This is a genomic window from Enterobacter cloacae complex sp. GYL001 (assembly GCF_049237125.1).
In the GTDB taxonomy this organism is placed as follows: Bacteria; Pseudomonadota; Gammaproteobacteria; order Enterobacterales; family Enterobacteriaceae; genus Enterobacter; species Enterobacter hormaechei_C.
Map to the genome: position 1 here is coordinate 48,233 of NZ_JBMKGW010000014.1, position 15,773 is coordinate 64,005.

Below are 15,773 nucleotides of genomic sequence, written 5' to 3' on the forward strand. Positions count from 1 at the left end.
TACCCCCTACCTACCCCGTCGCGTGGGCTTTCCCCCGTCACCTGCGCGCGACAAACACGCGTCTTTTTGTGCACTTGCAGATCCACCGTCAGCCAGCATAGATCCTTGGGAGATCCACAAATAAAAGGGCTGATTTTTTTGTGCAATTTTGCGCACTATTGTGCATATAAAAAACCCCTCGCATGAGGGGTTCGTTGTAATGAATATTTATGAACGAATTGGAATGGAGGTTTGAGGTTGAATTGGAACCAGTACCTGATTGTAAGCACGTAAAATTTCGTTATACAGGTCTTGGTGCTTCGCTGCCTTCACGGTGATGATAAGAGCGTACTTTATCTTTTCCGCCTTGTGACTCGCTATGCTAGCCCCTGCTTCACGAGCGTTATAGTGAATATCAAACACAGGATTTTTTAAAGTTGATCCCAGCATGTTCTTTGAACTGTGCAGCACAGTTTCCCATTTGCCCATATCAGAGCGCCGCTCACTTTCAGTTGAGTATTTGGCTAGCTCAAAAAATCCTTTAGTTTCAGCATTCTGTTTACCATCTTTAACTCTTGAATCATTTGGGCGGAATGTAACCTCAAGACCAGCCTTTGTGTAGGAAGACGAATCTTGCGGATCTGTTGTTGTGGCATAACAGAAAGTTGCCGTTAAGTTTATTTTACCTTTCAAGCCACCTTCAGGAATGGGAAGAGAAGCGCGTAAGTATTTTCCTGGCTTCAATTCACCTTGATAGACAATACGAGCAACACCATCAGGGCTGACAATGATGTCGTTTAAGTCCTCAGGTAGTTTCCCCCAACCCACTTCAGCGCAAGCGTGATCAAGCGGTTTTGAAGCATGAATCAATAAAGCTTTTATCGCCAGTTGACTCAAATCACTTCCTAAAATCGCCCTAACACCAACGGCCGCACGCAAAGCGTAAGGAGAAGCAAAACTTGTTCCCCGTTGCGGTGTGATGACAGGTTTTTTACCTTTTCCCAATACATGAAAGTACTCGTCGATATCGCCACCAAACGCAACTAAATCAGGCTTCATCACGCCAGGACTTCTACCCGGCCCAATAGCACTATATGGTGCTCGTTTCCATTCAGTTTCATTAACACTATCGCAAGCCCCAACAGCCAAGGCATTCACGCAATCAGATGGTACTTGAATCCTTGCATTACCTGACTCACGATCCATTTCGCCATTGTTCCCAACAGCAACAGTCATTAGTGTTTCGCCATCACTTAATAAATCATCTATTACAGAGGTCCAAGCGTGAACTTCCGTATCTTCAATTGGTAGATCCGGCCCTAAACTTAAGTTGATAAATTGATACTGACGAGACAACAATACTTCTTCAATGAAGCCCAACGTTCGATATAACTCCAGAGGATCTTCTTGGCAGGTCTTATTATCCAGTACCCTTAAGTTATCAATATAAGAGTATGGCCTTTGCACCTCTGACTTGTTACTAATTGGCCCGAATAAAAAAGCCGAAGATACGGCTAAACCATGCTCTAAACCATCAGGATCATCTTCTGCATGATCGTCCAAAACCCTGTAGGATTTTAACCACGGAGATATAGCATGCTCTGATGGTAAACCACCATCAAGAATAGCGACTTTTATTTCTGAAGATACTGGCCCTTCAGTAGGCAATTTACACTGGGCCAATGGCCCAGAAGCCCTTTGTATAGGCCTAATACCACGTAACTTTGGTACAGGTCTAATTACGCGTACAAATGTAAATTTCGCGAGCTTATCAATAGCAATTCGATCTGCCTGAATTGGCACGAACCACAACGTACCTGCGGTAAAAGCTAAAGAGGTATGTACTTTGATGTTCAGAGTTGACGCGAATCGAACAAATTGTTGCTGGATCAAATCTTGTCCATCCTCAGCCAACAGATGTACGCCAACCTCAAAATACGACGTATCCATATCACCTGCGGTAACAATACGCTCTTCAGGCAAATAAGCTTCAAACTTTTCTATACGCGCAAAATCAATCGCTTCATCAGTTAACTCTTTAAGCCCAGACACCCAATGAGGTAACTCTTCGAATGATTCTCTTTTACCCGCAATAAACATCTGTGTTGTTGTAACCTCAGAAACAGCAACTTTGCGTTTCCAGCTTTGCGGCGTAACTCTAACCGTCCTGCTCCCAATTGACGTTAATCCGGTCGATTTCAACATCTTCGCAGGGAAAAAGGATCGCGCAATATAGCTTGGATTGATAGTTACCTTTGCTACTGCATAATCGTCAGGACATGCCCGACCAGGTAACTTAGCAAAACTTTCTATCGTAGATGCAATTTGCGGTAACAGGCGCTGTTTCGATTCATAAAGAGAGTACACCTCAGCTTTTCCTGGGGCTCTTTTTGGACCGGGAATATCATTGGTTAATAACTCGCCGCGTCCAATCAGAAAATTAGTTTTCGCCATACATACTCCTTATCTATGCTGCGTTAGTCTTTTTAGAACTATATTTTCTAATTGTATCCCTGCTGACCCCAGTTAAGTCTGATATGGCATGTTGGGATAGTTTAGAATGTCTGTTAAGGTTAACAGCTATTTCAATACGTTCATTCCTTTCTAAATCTGATAGACCATCTTTAATGAAAGATTCAATCAACTCCTCATCTGAAGATATGCCTAAAGCAACTGAGCGGCGGAATTTATTAATAGAACGCTCAATATTACTGAATGATTCATCTTTGAACATGATGACAAGCAAATCTATCCAACGAGCAAAAATGGCATAGTCGGGGCCTAAAAAACGCTTAATAGCCTCTTTAATGCTTTCACTATTTGGTTTCTCAAAATTTAGAACCAAATCAAAACGTCTCCATAATGCCGGATCAATCAACTCAGCAAAGTTAGTTGCAGCAAGCAACAGACTTGAAGAAGGCCATTCATCAACCTCTTGAAGTATCACAGTAACAAGCCTCTTTAATTCTCCTACATCAGAATCATCGCTTCTTTTTTTGGCTATTGAGTCAATTTCATCTAACAGAAGAACACACGGCCCTCTCTTTGCGAAATCAAGAGCCGCACGAAGGTTATTTCCGCTTTTCCCAAGATAACTACTCATTACAGCAGTTAAATCCAGAACATAGAAAGGAACACCTAATTTCTGTGCTAACCAACTTGCCGTAAGCGTTTTACCCACACCTGGTGGGCCAACAAAAATTGCGGAACGTGTTGGTTGTAAGCCAAGGGTCTTAAGACGGTCTATGTGCTTACGTTCAAGAATAATCTGATCCAGTGAGTCTTCTATCTGACTAGAAAGCAATGGCTTACTGGTAATCTTTTCATTTGGTGCTTTCAGTAAAGTTAACCTTGAATCCTCGTCCACAGGCATAACCTGAGACTGAGTCGGTTTTGGCATCGTAGCCTTTCGCAGACCTTGGGCAGGCTTCTGCGGTTTGTTCCGTAAATAAAGATCAAGCTGCTCAGATAGAGCAGGCATAGTTTCCCGATATTTGCGCACCAAGCGAGCGACATACAACCGAACATCATCATACTGTTCAGCTATTACCAGTCTAACTAGCTGGGCTAAATCTGACTGAATACCACTTAAGTCGCCCATCTTAATCTTAACCCCTTAATTTTAAACAAATTATAAAAACAAACAATTGGACTACTTATAGTATTGCACTTTTTCACCGAACAGGAAAGCGGAATACTATATGAAATTACAGTATGCCCTATGAATCACACTTCCCTCGCAGCCTGGCACCAGCGGCTAATCAATGCCTCTGCCTTGTGCCGTGCCAGCGTCTTGCGCCAGTGCATATCTGTACCGGTCACAATCAATTCACCCGTTAATGGGTTGGCGCGATATTTAGTATCGAGTGCCGTCACCTCTCCCCCTTGAGCCAGCTTCAGGGCCTGAACCGGGTTGATTGAAATTTTTCTTAGCTTCGCCCACCCCATAATTTCCTGGGCCAGGGATTCAACTTCCTCGCTCACCGCGCTTTCTTCCTGGCGAATAGTATGTGCGGCCTTCATATAGCTTTCGGCCCTGGCCCGGTCATAGTCGGTGCAATCACCGGCAGTAATGCTTAAAGCGAGTGCCTCAAACTGATCAGCAGGTGAAACACGCTGATTCGATTTGTGGTTTCTGATGTCTTCCGCAATCTGTTTTCTCTGATCTCGGCTTAACTGACCGATTTCAAATTGTTCTGGCTGCACTTCGTCAGCTGACACCGTCAGATCTGGCGGACTTAAAGGGGGTGAATCTGTATGTTTTTTATACTCGGTACAGTTATTGACACGAGTCCAAGAGGGCGCAGACGCGTCCTTAAGGTCAAAACCCGGATCGGCGCGGTCTGAAGATTTAGGCTTCATCTTCACAATGCGATAAGAATGGAGGCGCGTTTCTACTGGCGGAATGCTGGATGCTGGCATAACCAGACCCTTGATAGCTTTCTGATACTCGCCGTAACTGCTTGGCTCGTTTTTGTATTGATACCAGGCGCGCAGCACCAACTTGGAACGGGAAACAAAAGGGCCACCCTGTAAGGTGATGTAACTCTGCCAATCTCCTGCGTGAGCCGCGCGGTGCAACTCACCAAAAACAGGACTAACCCTGTCGGCTAAATCCTGATTTTTCAGGCGGCGAAGTTCACGCCAGACTGACACCGGCGCGCCCCCTAAAAACTGGAATTGACGTATACCCCAGCATGACGCCCAGGCCGTTGCGTGCTTCGCGGTTTCCTTCAGCGGGCGTCCACTTTCGTGATCGCTCTCGCCGTCCAGGGCGTAACCATCAATATTTTTTGAGATGTATTTGACGACATAACCAGTAGCGCTACCCAGGGCCGGATCTATCGGCTTCAATTCAAAGCGAGGCTGCTTACCAGCCTTACCTTTCAACTCATCCTCGTCTTCACGCGTTGCGTAGTCTTCCATCACCTCTTGCAACTCTGCTGTATGCTCTGGGGCCGTAAACAGCAGGCCGTGCCAGTGCGGAGTGCCGTCATGATGGGATTCAGCAACGCGAAGACCAAAGACAGGAATTTCACGGCGTGCGAGTTCAGCGCGAATCTGTTGCCATATTTGATTTAAATAACGCTGTGTCCGGCGCGGGCTTGCCCCGTTCCATTTGTGATTGCGATGTCCGAATGCTGTGTAAGCATGGTATTTAGACGGCGCAGTAAGCGTGAAGAAACTCCCGGCATATCCGCTTTCCGTTGCCACCTTCTCAAAGCCACCTAGCCGGGCAAGTTAGTCCGGTCGTCGCACACTCTGGGCCAAAAGAAACAACCTCGTTAGCGTGTCTGTGTAGTTGATAATGTCCCGGAGTGTCCACATTGCGTCCACACTCTGGGATATTTGAAATAGCTCAGGCTGGCCCCAGCTTTTTGTAAGTGGCTGTTTTAAATAGAGGTTGGTTGTAAGTGATTGATAAAAAAAACCCCCACATCATGTGGGGGAAGACAGGGATGGTGTCTATGGCAAGGAAAACAGGGTTTACTGGTTACTACGGGTACTGCTATTGCTACTGAAAAGCGTCATATCTGAGCTTCGCTGCATCCGTGCAACCTCACGCAACTGATTCATACGTTGCTGATGTTTGGTATTCAAAACCGCTTGCTGCTCGGGCGTTAGCAGGTGGAACATCTGGTTGCGAACCTTCGCCATCTCTACCTGGCGGGCAACCTGTTCCTGCGCCATTTTTTCGGCCTGAGCGCGTACAGCGCTTTCGTCAAAATTTTCTGCGGTGACAAGGCGATGCATTGTCTCCATTTCGCTAACATTAACAGGGGGCTGGTCGTGTCTTGCCCTCTGCATCAGATCTCGCATCTGTTGACGCTGATGTTCGGTTAAACTTATGCCGTCAAACATATGGCTTTGGCTGCTGTGCTGCGTTGCGCCCTCTGCTGAGGTACCGTTATCGCTGATGATAGCTACAGCAGCCTGGCTAAACGCACTGAAGGCCAGCGTTGAGGCCATGACGGCAGCGGTAACTTTGCGCATCACTTGCTCCCAAAATCTTTCGTGTCGCGATTCAACGAGAGACAGTCTACGATTCAGGCTGCAAACATGCGTCAGGGGGTGTAAAACAACGTAAAGTCATGGATTAGATAGCCTTGATGTCGTAATTTCTGCCTCGGAGGTATTTAAACAATGAATAAAATCCTGTTAGTTGATGATGACCGAGAGCTCACATCTCTTTTAAAGGAGTTGCTCGACATGGAAGGTTTCAACGTCCTGGTTGCCCATGATGGCGAGCAGGCGCTGAGTCTCCTTGACGACAGCATCGATTTACTTTTGCTCGACGTCATGATGCCGAAGAAAAACGGTATTGATACGTTGAAAGAGCTTCGCCAGACACACCAGACCCCCGTCATTATGCTGACTGCACGCGGCAGCGAGCTTGACCGCGTACTCGGCCTTGAGCTGGGTGCGGATGACTATTTACCTAAGCCGTTCAACGACCGTGAACTGGTGGCCCGTATTCGCGCGATCCTGCGCCGCTCTCACTGGAGCGAGCAGCAGCAGAATACCGACAACAGCTCACCTACGCTGGAAGTGGACTCCCTGAGCCTGAACCCGGGCCGCCAGGAAGCGAGCTTCGACGGTGAAACGCTGGAGCTAACCGGCACCGAGTTCACCCTGCTGTATCTGCTGGCGCAGCATCTCGGCCAGGTGGTGTCGCGTGAACACTTAAGCCAGGAAGTGCTCGGCAAACGCCTCACCCCGTTTGACCGCGCCATCGACATGCACATCTCGAACCTGCGCCGTAAGCTGCCGGAGCGTAAAGACGGTCACCCCTGGTTTAAAACCCTGCGTGGTCGCGGTTATCTGATGGTTTCCGCTTCATGATAGGCAGCTTAACCGCCCGCATCTTCGCCATCTTCTGGCTGACGCTGGCACTGGTTTTAATGCTCGTTTTGATGTTGCCAAAACTCGACTCACGCCAGATGACGGAGCTACTCGACAGCGAGCAACGTCAGGGCGTGATGATCGAGCAGCACGTGGAAGCGGAGCTGGCAAACGATCCGCCGAACGATTTAATGTGGTGGCGCAGGTTGTTTCGCGCTATCGACAAGTGGGCGCCCCCCGGACAACGTCTTTTACTGGTCACCAGTGAAGGCCGCGTGATTGGGGCCGATCGCAATGAAATGCAGATTATCCGCAACTTTATTGGCCAGGCGGATAATGCCGATCACCCACAGAAAAAGAAATATGGTCGGGTAGAGATGGTCGGTCCTTTCTCGGTGCGGGATGGGGAAGACAATTACCAGCTCTATCTGATTCGCCCTGCGAGCAGTTCCCAGTCCGACTTTATCAACCTGCTGTTTGACCGTCCGCTTTTGCTGTTGATTGTCACGATGCTGGTCAGTTCCCCGCTGCTGTTATGGCTGGCGTGGAGCCTGGCGAAACCGGCGCGTAAGCTGAAAAATGCGGCGGACGAAGTGGCGCAGGGCAACCTGAGGCAGCATCCGGAGCTGGAATCCGGGCCGCAGGAGTTCCTGGCCGCCGGAACCAGTTTTAACCAGATGGTCTCTGCTCTTGACCGCATGATGACCGCGCAGCAACGCCTGCTGTCGGATATCTCCCACGAGCTGCGGACGCCGCTCACGCGCTTACAGCTGGGTACCGCCCTGCTGCGCCGCCGCAGCGGTGAGAGCAAAGAGCTGGAGCGTATTGAGACGGAAGCGCATCGCCTGGACAGCATGATCAACGATCTGCTGGTGATGTCGCGCAATCAGCAGAAAAACGCGCTGGTGAGCGAAACGGTGAAAGCCAATCACCTCTGGCATGAGGTGCTGGACAACGCGGCGTTCGAAGCGGAGCAGATGGGCAAATCGTTCACCGTCAACTTCCCGCCGGGCCCGTGGCCGCTCTACGGTAACCCCAACACGCTGGAAAGCGCGCTGGAGAATATCGTGCGTAACGCCCTGCGCTATTCGCACACGAAGATTGAAGTGGCGTTTTCGGTGGATAAAGACGGGATTACCGTCATTGTCGATGACGATGGTCCTGGCGTCAGCCCGGAAGATCGCGAGCAGATTTTCCGTCCGTTCTACCGCACCGACGAGGCGCGCGACCGTGAATCTGGTGGTACGGGGCTAGGTCTGGCGATTGTTGAAACCGCCATGCAACAGCACCGTGGCTGGGTGAAAGCCGATGACAGCCCGCTGGGCGGGCTGAGGTTAACGCTGTGGCTGCCGCTGTATAAGCGTTCGTAACCGTATGTGCCGGGTGGCGGCTTCGCCTTACCCGGCTACTTTCTACGGAACCTCTTTCCCCCACAATCTCCGCGAACTGCTCTCGATCTTGCCGCTTAACCGCCGCTTCTGCATCGTTCTGGTCCAGCTGGTGGATAATCCCGCCGCTGACAGCAGGCGGTGATACTGCTCGTCATCAAACGGCATATGCCAGGCAATTGCGCAGGCCTCGTATACCGACACCTCACTCAAGCGCGAAGCCAGCTCAAGCGGCGCATCCGCCGAAACCTGTCCCGCCTGCACAACGCGATACAGCCAGCCGGTTTTACCCGCGTTTTGCAGCTGGGCCGACATATCCTGAATGCCGAAATGGTAATTAAGCTTAAAGCACGGTGAGCGCGGCTGGGTGACCTGAATCAAAGCATCGCCCCAGCGGTAAATATCGCCGATAAAGACGTTCTTCTCCGTCAGCCCCTCCGTTGAGAGATTTTCGCCAAACGCGGGGGCGACGAAGAGGTCCGCCTGTTCAGGAAATTCGGCTTTCCAGTGCTGATAGTGCTCGCGCGGATAGTGGCACAGCGCGCGATCGGGCCCGCCGTGGATTTTCTTTTCAGCCTGCTGGTCACCCGCAAGCCCGAGATCGGTCAACGTCAGCTCACCGTCGACCTGCACTTTGGCGATGGCGCTCGGGCGGCTGCCTTCGTACTCCCTTACCTTGCCTGTAAACACATTCACCGGGTAATGCATCTCCACTCCTTCAGATACAAAAAAAGCGAGTCATCAGACTCGCTTCTCACAGGCGTCAATGCAACCTTATTTTTTAGCGGCGAAACGCGCTGCTGCTTCGTCCCAGTTCACTACATCCCAGAAGGCTTTGATGTAGTCAGGGCGACGGTTCTGGAACTTCAGGTAGTAAGCGTGTTCCCACACGTCCAGACCCAGAATTGGGAAGCCGGATGCGCCAGAGATAGCTTCACCCATCAGCGGGGAGTCCTGGTTAGCGGTAGAAACGACCGCCAGTTTGTCACCTTTCAGGACCAGCCACGCCCAGCCAGAGCCGAAACGGGTTGCAGCGGCTTTTTCGAATTCCGCTTTGAAGTTGTCAACGGAACCGAAGTCACGCTCGATAGCCGCTTTCAGGTCGCCCTGAAGGGTGGTGCCGGTTTTCAGGCCTTTCCAGAACAGGCTGTGGTTAGCGTGACCGCCCGCGTTGTTGCGCAGCACGGTTTTCTTGTCTGCCGGCAGCTGGTCCAGTTTGGTGATCAGCTCTTCAACAGGCAGATTAGCGAACTCTGGCAGGCTTTCCAGCGCAGCATTCGCGTTGTTCACATAGGTCTGGTGGTGTTTAGTGTGATGGATTTCCATCGTCTGCTTGTCGAAATGCGGTTCCAGTGCGTCGTAGGCATACGGCAGGGATGGCAGTGTATAACTCATAATCCTCTCCATTATTGTCGGGCGGCACAGCTGTTAATGCCGCGTAAGCAGTTGGTTCATTATAGTTAATTAAATGATATTGAAAATGATTATCAATGCCGTAGTTTTTATAAGGTTATTAGATTTTTGATAAATGACAAAATTGTGAGTCTGCTCACGTGCTTAACGTGGTGATTGCCATCCTGAACAAAAGTGCGGCAACCTTCTGAAGGTTCCCAAACCGCCTCATTTTTACACTCATCAAGTCGGCGGGAAGCCTCCGGCTATAAAAACGATGAGGATGTAAAAATGAATCATGCGATTACGATGGGTATTTTCTGGCATTTGATAGGCGCGGCCAGTGCAGCCTGTTTCTATGCCCCGTTTAAAAAGGTGAAAGGCTGGTCATGGGAAACCATGTGGTCCGTTGGCGGCACCGTGTCCTGGCTGATTTTGCCATGGACAATCAGCGCCATGCTGCTGCCCGATTTCTGGGGCTACTTCTCCTCCTTCAGCGCCTCCACCCTGCTGCCGGTATTCCTGTTCGGCGCGATGTGGGGCATCGGTAATATCAACTACGGCCTCACCATGCGCTACCTAGGCATGTCGATGGGGATTGGCATCGCGATTGGCATTACGCTGATTGTTGGCACCCTGATGACACCAATCCTCAACGGCCACTTCGACGTGCTGATCAACACTCAGGGCGGGCGAATGACGCTGCTGGGCGTGCTGGTGGCGGTGATCGGCGTGGGCATCGTCACCCGCGCAGGCCAGCTGAAAGAACGCAAGATGGGCATCAAAGCCGAAGAGTTCAACCTGAAGAAAGGGCTGCTGCTGGCGGTGATGTGCGGCGTCTTCTCGGCGGGCATGTCGTTCGCCATGAACGCCGCCAAACCGATGCACGACGCCGCTGCGGCGCTGGGCGTCGATCCGCTGTACGTTGCCCTGCCAAGCTACGTGGTGATCATGGGCGGCGGCGCGCTGGTAAACCTCGGTTTCTGCTTCATTCGTTTGGCAAAAGTGAAGAATCTGTCGGTAAAAGCCGACTTCTCGCTGGCAAAACCGCTGATCGTCACCAACGTCCTGCTCTCCGCCCTCGGCGGCCTGATGTGGTATCTGCAATTCTTCTTTTACGCCTGGGGTCACGCCAGTATTCCGGCGCAGTATGACTACATGAGCTGGATGCTGCACATGAGCTTCTACGTGCTGTGCGGCGGGCTGGTTGGGCTGGTACTGAAGGAGTGGAACAACGCCGGGCGTCGTCCGGTTGGCGTGCTGAGCCTGGGCTGCGTGGTGATTATCATTGCGGCCAATATCGTCGGCCTCGGCATGGCGAACTGATTACGCTGCCTTTCGACTGCGATGACGCCACTGAACCGGCGTCATCCCCACCTCACGGTTAAACACCACCGAAAAGTAGTTACTGTCCTCAAAGCCGCAGCGCATCGCCACTTCACTCACCATCAGCTCCGTATGCTGTAACAGGTACTGGGCGTGGCAGATGCGCAGCTGGCGCAGATAGTGGTTGACCGTCATCCCCGTCTGGGTGCGGAACTGCTGGCGCAGCGCGCGCTCGCTGCACTGCTCCTGCTCGCAGAATTTTTCCAGCACGAAACTCTTGTTCAGACTGCCCGCAAGCCGGGTGATGAGCTTATCCAGCAGCGCTTCCTGCGTGGTAGCAGAGGGATTATCCGTAGCGTAACGATGCCGCTTCAGGGTCATCACCAGCTGGGCAAAAAGCAGCTCCGACATCTGGTTTGCCACCGGATCGCTCTTCTGGCTCTCCTGCTCCAGCTGGGAAATCGTCTGGCGCACCTGAGCCATGCCGTTGCTGCTTAAGCGCCAGTGCGGTTCGCCTCTGGCATCATGAAAACCGGGGATATTGCCCGCCCAGTCGACATTCAGTTTAAGTCTGTCGGGGCAGTAGATGACGTTCTGCAACACCAGATCGTTAACCGAGGCGTAGGAGTGTTTGTCTTCAGCGCGGATGTAGAACAGGTCTCCGCGCGTGATGCGGTAGGGGCGGTCGTTGAGGACGTGCAGGCCGTTGCCCCGCCATACCAGCACCAGCTCGCAAAACTCGTGGGTGTGCTCGGCAAAGACGTTTTGCGGGTAGCGGTCGGCCACCGCGACGGCCTGACTCGCGGAGGCAAAAAAATCATCTTTGCGAAGAATGAGCTGAGCAGCCACACCACAACCTCTACGGCGAATAACCGGACATTATTAGCCTTTTTGCAGCAAAAAAACGGTGACTGCCCTCGCGTTACTGAAGCAACGCGTCTTTCCCCTGACGAATATCGCGCGGCGACCAGTTAAACTCCCGGCGAAAAAGCGTCGAAAAGTGGTTACTGTCGCCGAATCCGCAGCGATAGGCGATATCGGTGACGCTTTCGTCGGTATGACGTAAAAGGTGCCGCGCTTTGATCAGGCGCAGACGGTTGAGGTAGCGCTGCGGCGTCAGCCCGGTATGCTGCTTGAGCTGACGATGCAGCGTGCGCAGCGAGAGCGAAAAGTCATCCGCCAGCGTTTCCCAGCAGACATCTTCGGCAAAATGATCTTCCAGCCAGGCCATCAGCTGATTCAGGCGCGCGTCGTTATTTTCCAGCCCTTCCACCAGGCTGCTGCGCCGCAGCAGCACCAGCAGCTGCATAAACAGCAGCTCGCGGGTAGCAATGGCGTGCGTCTCCTGTCCATCCTCGCTCTGCTCCATCTGGCTCACCAGCTGACGCACCTGCTGCAACGTGGACTGATTCACCCGCCAGTGCGAGGGGTAGTGACCGTCCTTCTCCTGCGGCAACAGCTGATTCAGCCCGGAGAGAAACTGGAACGCATCCGGAGAACGATAGAGCACATTGGTCAGGCAAAGGTTGTCGGTATGTTCATACAGGTGCCTGTCGTGATCGCGCACGAAGCACACCGTACCGCCGCTGATGGTATACGGCTGACCGTTAAACACGTGGATGCCCGTTCCGTGCTCAACAATCACAATTTCATGAAAATCATGATGATGCTCCGGGAACGCAGCCTGAGGCAGCCGTGGCTCAATCGCGACCGGCGAAGCCCCCGAAGGAAAAAAATCGACGCTGTGCAGTACGGTCATAACGGCCCCCACCAATGAGAAAAGTTCTCAAAATAGTAATTAAGGCCTTCCACGCTCACCTTAAATTTTTGACAGCAAACCGCGCAAAAGCTGTCGGTTTTTCAAGAAACAGGCGGAAAGATCAGGAAATGCGGTCAGCGTCACACTGCCTGCAAACCCCGCCATTACTGGAAACTGTGAACTCCCTCACGTTCATCTTTGCTTTCTTGCCAGCGTGAGATTTGGGCTGTCAGTGGCGAGAAGGTGGCTATTTCTTCCCTTTCTTACACTCCTCGCTAATGACTTAAGAAAGGACCCGACCATGACTTTTCGCCATTGTGTGGCTGTCGATTTAGGCGCATCCAGCGGCCGTGTAATGCTCGCCACCTGGGACTGCGACCTGCACACCCTTACGCTTCGCGAAATGCACCGTTTCGCCAATTGTCTGCAAAAACAGGACGGTTTTGTTACCTGGGATATCGACGCCCTGGAAGCAGAGATCCGCACCGGACTTCACAACGTCTGCGAAGACGGTATTCGCATCGACAGTATCGGCATTGATACCTGGGGTGTGGATTACGTACTGCTGGACAGTCACGGCGAACGCGTCGGCCTGCCCGTCTCCTACCGCGACAGCCGCACCGATGGGCTAATGGCGCACGCCATCGCCCAGCTTGGCAAGGAGAACATCTATGGTCGCAGCGGCATTCAGTTTCTGCCGTTTAACACGCTGTATCAGCTGCGCGCGCTGGTGGAGCAACAGCCAAAGCTGGTCGAAAAGGTGGCGCATGCGCTGCTGATCCCGGACTACTTAAGCTACCGTCTGACCGGCAACATGAACTGGGAATACACCAACGCCACCACCACGCAGCTGGTTAACATCAACACCGATAACTGGGATGAACATCTGCTGGCCTGGACGGGCGCCTCGCCGTCCTGGTTCGGCGCGCCAACCCATCCGGGCAATGTGATCGGCCACTGGCTTTGCCCGCAGGGGAATGAGATCCCCGTTGTCGCCGTCGCCAGTCACGACACCGCGAGCGCGGTCATTGCCTCGCCGCTCGCCGGCAAAGATGCGGCGTACCTCTCTTCCGGCACCTGGTCGTTGATGGGCTTCGAGAGCAAAACACCCTACACCAGCGATGCCGCACTGGCGGCGAACATCACTAACGAAGGTGGCGCCGAAGGGCGCTACCGGGTGCTAAAGAACATCATGGGCCTGTGGCTGCTCCAGCGGGTGCTGAAAGAGCAGAACATCACCGACCTGCCCGCGCTTATCGCGGAAACCGAAACGCTGAAGGCCTGCACCTTCCTGATTAACCCGAACGACGACCGCTTTATCAACCCGGCGCACATGAGCGCTGAAATCCAGGCCGCCTGTTTTGAAGCGGGGCAGCCGGTACCTTCCCGCCCCGCCGAGCTGGCGCGCTGCATTTTTGACAGTCTCGCCCTGCTCTATGCCGACATCCTGAGCGAGCTGGCTGACCTTCGCGGCAAACCGTTCACGCAGCTGCATATCGTGGGCGGCGGCTGCCAGAACCAGCTGCTGAACCAGCTCTGCGCGGATGCCTGCGGCATTACCGTGGTGGCAGGTCCGATTGAAGCCTCCACGCTCGGCAATATCGGCATTCAGCTGATGACCCTGGACGAACTTTCAAACGTCGACGATTTCCGTTCGGTGGTGACGGCGAATAACAGCCTGACCACCTTCACCCCCCATCCCTGCCATGAAATTGCCCGCTACCGGGCGCAGTTTCAGCAAAAACGACTGACTAAGGAGCTTTGCGCATGACCACTCAACTTGAACAAGCCTGGGACCTGGCTAAACAGCGTTTCGCCGCCGTCGGCGTGGATGTCGAAGAGGCGCTGCGCCAGCTCGACCGTCTGCCCGTCTCCATGCACTGCTGGCAGGGTGATGACGTTGCTGGCTTCGAGAACCCGGGCGGTTCCCTGACGGGGGGGATTCAGGCCACGGGTAACTATCCGGGCAAAGCGCGCAACGCCACCGAACTGCGTGCGGATCTGGAGCTGGCGCTGAGCCTGATCCCCGGGCCAAAGCGCCTGAATCTGCACGCCATTTATCTCGAATCCGACGAGCCGGTGGCGCGTAATGAAATCAAACCGGAGCACTTTACGAACTGGGTGACGTGGGCGAAAGCCAACAAGCTGGGCCTGGACTTTAACCCCTCCTGCTTCTCGCACCCGCTGAGCGCGGACGGCTTTACCCTTGCGCACGCCAACGACGAAATCCGCCAGTTCTGGATCGACCATGTCAAAGCCAGCCGCCGCGTTTCTGCGTATTTCGGCGAGCAGCTTGGCACGCCGTCGGTGATGAACATCTGGATCCCGGACGGCATGAAGGATATCACCGTAGACCGACTGGCCCCGCGCCAGCGCCTGCTGGCCGCGCTGGATGAAGCCATCAGCGAGAAGCTGGACCCGGCGCACCACATCGATGCCGTCGAGAGCAAGCTGTTCGGCATTGGCGCAGAGAGCTACACCGTGGGCTCAAACGAGTTCTACATGGGGTACGCCACCAGCCGCCAGACCGCGCTGTGCCTGGATGCCGGCCACTTCCACCCAACCGAGGTGATCTCCGACAAGATCTCCGCCGCCATGCTCTACGTGCCACGCCTGCTGCTGCACGTCAGCCGTCCGGTGCGCTGGGACAGCGACCACGTGGTGCTGCTGGATGACGAAACCCAGGCCATTGCCAGCGAAATCATCCGCCACAACCTCTTTGACCGCGTACACATTGGCCTCGACTTTTTCGACGCCTCCATCAACCGCATCGCGGCGTGGGTTATCGGCACCCGCAACATGAAGAAAGCCCTGCTGCGCGCGCTGCTGGAGCCTGTCGCCGCCCTGAAACAGCTGGAAGAAAACGGCGACTACACCGCGCGCCTGGCGCTGCTGGAAGAGCAGAAATCCCTGCCGTGGCAGGCGGTGTGGGAGATGTACTGCCAGCGTCACGATGCGCCTGCGGGCAGCCAGTGGCTGGACAACGTGCGGGCATATGAGAAAGACGTTCTTGCCGCTCGTCAGTAAAAAACATTGCCCGGCGGCGCGTTGCTTGCCGGGCCTACAGGTAAAAGTAGGCCGGGTAA

General features: G+C 53.2%; 12 protein-coding genes and 1 pseudogene. 5 read left to right on the forward strand and 8 right to left on the reverse strand.

All coding sequences use genetic code 11. The features are described from left to right. Positions 1 to 207 precede the first annotated feature (207 nt). The 4 genes and pseudogenes from ACOTWU_RS20025 to cpxP form a co-directional block, all read right to left on the reverse strand. Positions 208 to 2,433, reverse strand: a complete 2,226-nt coding sequence (locus ACOTWU_RS20025; protein ID WP_126499210.1) for a S8 family peptidase — start codon at positions 2,431 to 2,433, stop codon at positions 208 to 210. Positions 2,434 to 2,446: 13 nt separating this feature from the next. Beyond that, positions 2,447 to 3,580 (reverse strand): AAA family ATPase, encoded by a 1,134-nt coding sequence (locus ACOTWU_RS20030; RefSeq protein ID WP_040118242.1) that lies wholly within the window; start codon positions 3,578 to 3,580, stop codon positions 2,447 to 2,449. Positions 3,581 to 3,705: 125 nt separating this feature from the next. Continuing rightward, positions 3,706 to 5,205, reverse strand: a pseudogene (locus ACOTWU_RS20035) (replication endonuclease); the annotation flags it as partial. A gap of 261 nt (positions 5,206 to 5,466) precedes the next feature. Further along, positions 5,467 to 5,973 carry a cell-envelope stress modulator CpxP gene (gene cpxP / locus ACOTWU_RS20040; RefSeq protein WP_040118243.1) on the reverse strand — a complete coding sequence of 169 codons (507 nt, stop codon included), beginning with the start codon at positions 5,971 to 5,973 and terminating at the stop codon, positions 5,467 to 5,469. Positions 5,974 to 6,123: 150 nt separating this feature from the next. Here cpxP and cpxR point away from each other — a divergent pair, with 150 nt between their 5' ends. Further along, positions 6,124 to 6,822, forward strand: coding sequence for an envelope stress response regulator transcription factor CpxR (cpxR, locus tag ACOTWU_RS20045; protein ID WP_003862004.1), 699 nt, complete (start codon positions 6,124 to 6,126; stop codon positions 6,820 to 6,822). Further along, entirely contained in the window at positions 6,819 to 8,192 is a 1,374-nt protein-coding gene (gene cpxA / locus ACOTWU_RS20050; RefSeq protein ID WP_015569937.1) for an envelope stress sensor histidine kinase CpxA, read from the forward strand. The genes cpxR and cpxA overlap by 4 nt, the downstream gene beginning before the upstream one ends. Before the next feature lie 42 nt (positions 8,193 to 8,234). On the opposite strand, the gene yiiM is transcribed toward cpxA, so the two are convergent. Both yiiM and sodA read right to left on the reverse strand, forming a co-directional pair. Then, complete coding sequence (yiiM, locus tag ACOTWU_RS20055; RefSeq protein WP_017382697.1) at positions 8,235 to 8,918, reverse strand: 6-hydroxyaminopurine reductase; 684 nt, start codon at positions 8,916 to 8,918, stop codon at positions 8,235 to 8,237. 66 nt (positions 8,919 to 8,984) lie between these two features. Beyond that, complete coding sequence (gene sodA / locus ACOTWU_RS20060) at positions 8,985 to 9,605, reverse strand: superoxide dismutase [Mn] (protein WP_003861999.1); 621 nt, start codon at positions 9,603 to 9,605, stop codon at positions 8,985 to 8,987. 288 nt (positions 9,606 to 9,893) lie between these two features. On the opposite strand from sodA, the gene rhaT reads away from it, so the two are divergent. Next, the gene (rhaT, locus tag ACOTWU_RS20065) at positions 9,894 to 10,928 is read left to right on the forward strand and encodes an L-rhamnose/proton symporter RhaT (protein ID WP_063859758.1); all 1,035 of its coding nucleotides are present in this window, start codon (positions 9,894 to 9,896) and stop codon (positions 10,926 to 10,928) included. Here rhaT and rhaR read toward each other — a convergent pair whose 3' ends face one another. Further along, positions 10,929 to 11,777, reverse strand: coding sequence for an HTH-type transcriptional activator RhaR (gene rhaR, locus ACOTWU_RS20070; RefSeq protein ID WP_017382695.1), 849 nt, complete (start codon positions 11,775 to 11,777; stop codon positions 10,929 to 10,931). A gap of 73 nt (positions 11,778 to 11,850) precedes the next feature. Then, on the reverse strand, positions 11,851 to 12,687 hold the full coding sequence (gene rhaS, locus ACOTWU_RS20075) for an HTH-type transcriptional activator RhaS (RefSeq protein ID WP_015569934.1): 837 nt from the start codon (positions 12,685 to 12,687) through the stop codon (positions 11,851 to 11,853). Positions 12,688 to 12,988: 301 nt separating this feature from the next. Here rhaS and rhaB point away from each other — a divergent pair, with 301 nt between their 5' ends. Both rhaB and rhaA read left to right on the forward strand, forming a co-directional pair. Beyond that, the gene (rhaB, locus tag ACOTWU_RS20080; protein ID WP_126499209.1) at positions 12,989 to 14,458 is read left to right on the forward strand and encodes a rhamnulokinase; all 1,470 of its coding nucleotides are present in this window, start codon (positions 12,989 to 12,991) and stop codon (positions 14,456 to 14,458) included. Next, complete coding sequence (rhaA, locus tag ACOTWU_RS20085; protein ID WP_032660790.1) at positions 14,455 to 15,714, forward strand: L-rhamnose isomerase; 1,260 nt, start codon at positions 14,455 to 14,457, stop codon at positions 15,712 to 15,714. The genes rhaB and rhaA overlap by 4 nt, the downstream gene beginning before the upstream one ends. The last annotated feature ends 59 nt before the right edge of the window (positions 15,715 to 15,773 follow it).

Coding starts and splice junctions, on each gene's coding strand:
- cpxR (WP_003862004.1), top strand. CDS start 6,124: ATGAATAAAATCCTGTTAGTTGATGATGACCGAGAGCTCACATCTCTT.
- cpxA (WP_015569937.1), top strand. CDS start 6,819: ATGATAGGCAGCTTAACCGCCCGCATCTTCGCCATCTTCTGGCTGACG.
- ACOTWU_RS20030 (WP_040118242.1), bottom strand. CDS start 3,580: ATGGGCGACTTAAGTGGTATTCAGTCAGATTTAGCCCAGCTAGTTAGA.
- rhaT (WP_063859758.1), top strand. CDS start 9,894: ATGAATCATGCGATTACGATGGGTATTTTCTGGCATTTGATAGGCGCG.
- rhaS (WP_015569934.1), bottom strand. CDS start 12,687: ATGACCGTACTGCACAGCGTCGATTTTTTTCCTTCGGGGGCTTCGCCG.
- ACOTWU_RS20025 (WP_126499210.1), bottom strand. CDS start 2,433: ATGGCGAAAACTAATTTTCTGATTGGACGCGGCGAGTTATTAACCAAT.
- rhaB (WP_126499209.1), top strand. CDS start 12,989: ATGACTTTTCGCCATTGTGTGGCTGTCGATTTAGGCGCATCCAGCGGC.
- yiiM (WP_017382697.1), bottom strand. CDS start 8,918: ATGCATTACCCGGTGAATGTGTTTACAGGCAAGGTAAGGGAGTACGAA.
- sodA (WP_003861999.1), bottom strand. CDS start 9,605: ATGAGTTATACACTGCCATCCCTGCCGTATGCCTACGACGCACTGGAA.
- cpxP (WP_040118243.1), bottom strand. CDS start 5,973: ATGCGCAAAGTTACCGCTGCCGTCATGGCCTCAACGCTGGCCTTCAGT.
- rhaA (WP_032660790.1), top strand. CDS start 14,455: ATGACCACTCAACTTGAACAAGCCTGGGACCTGGCTAAACAGCGTTTC.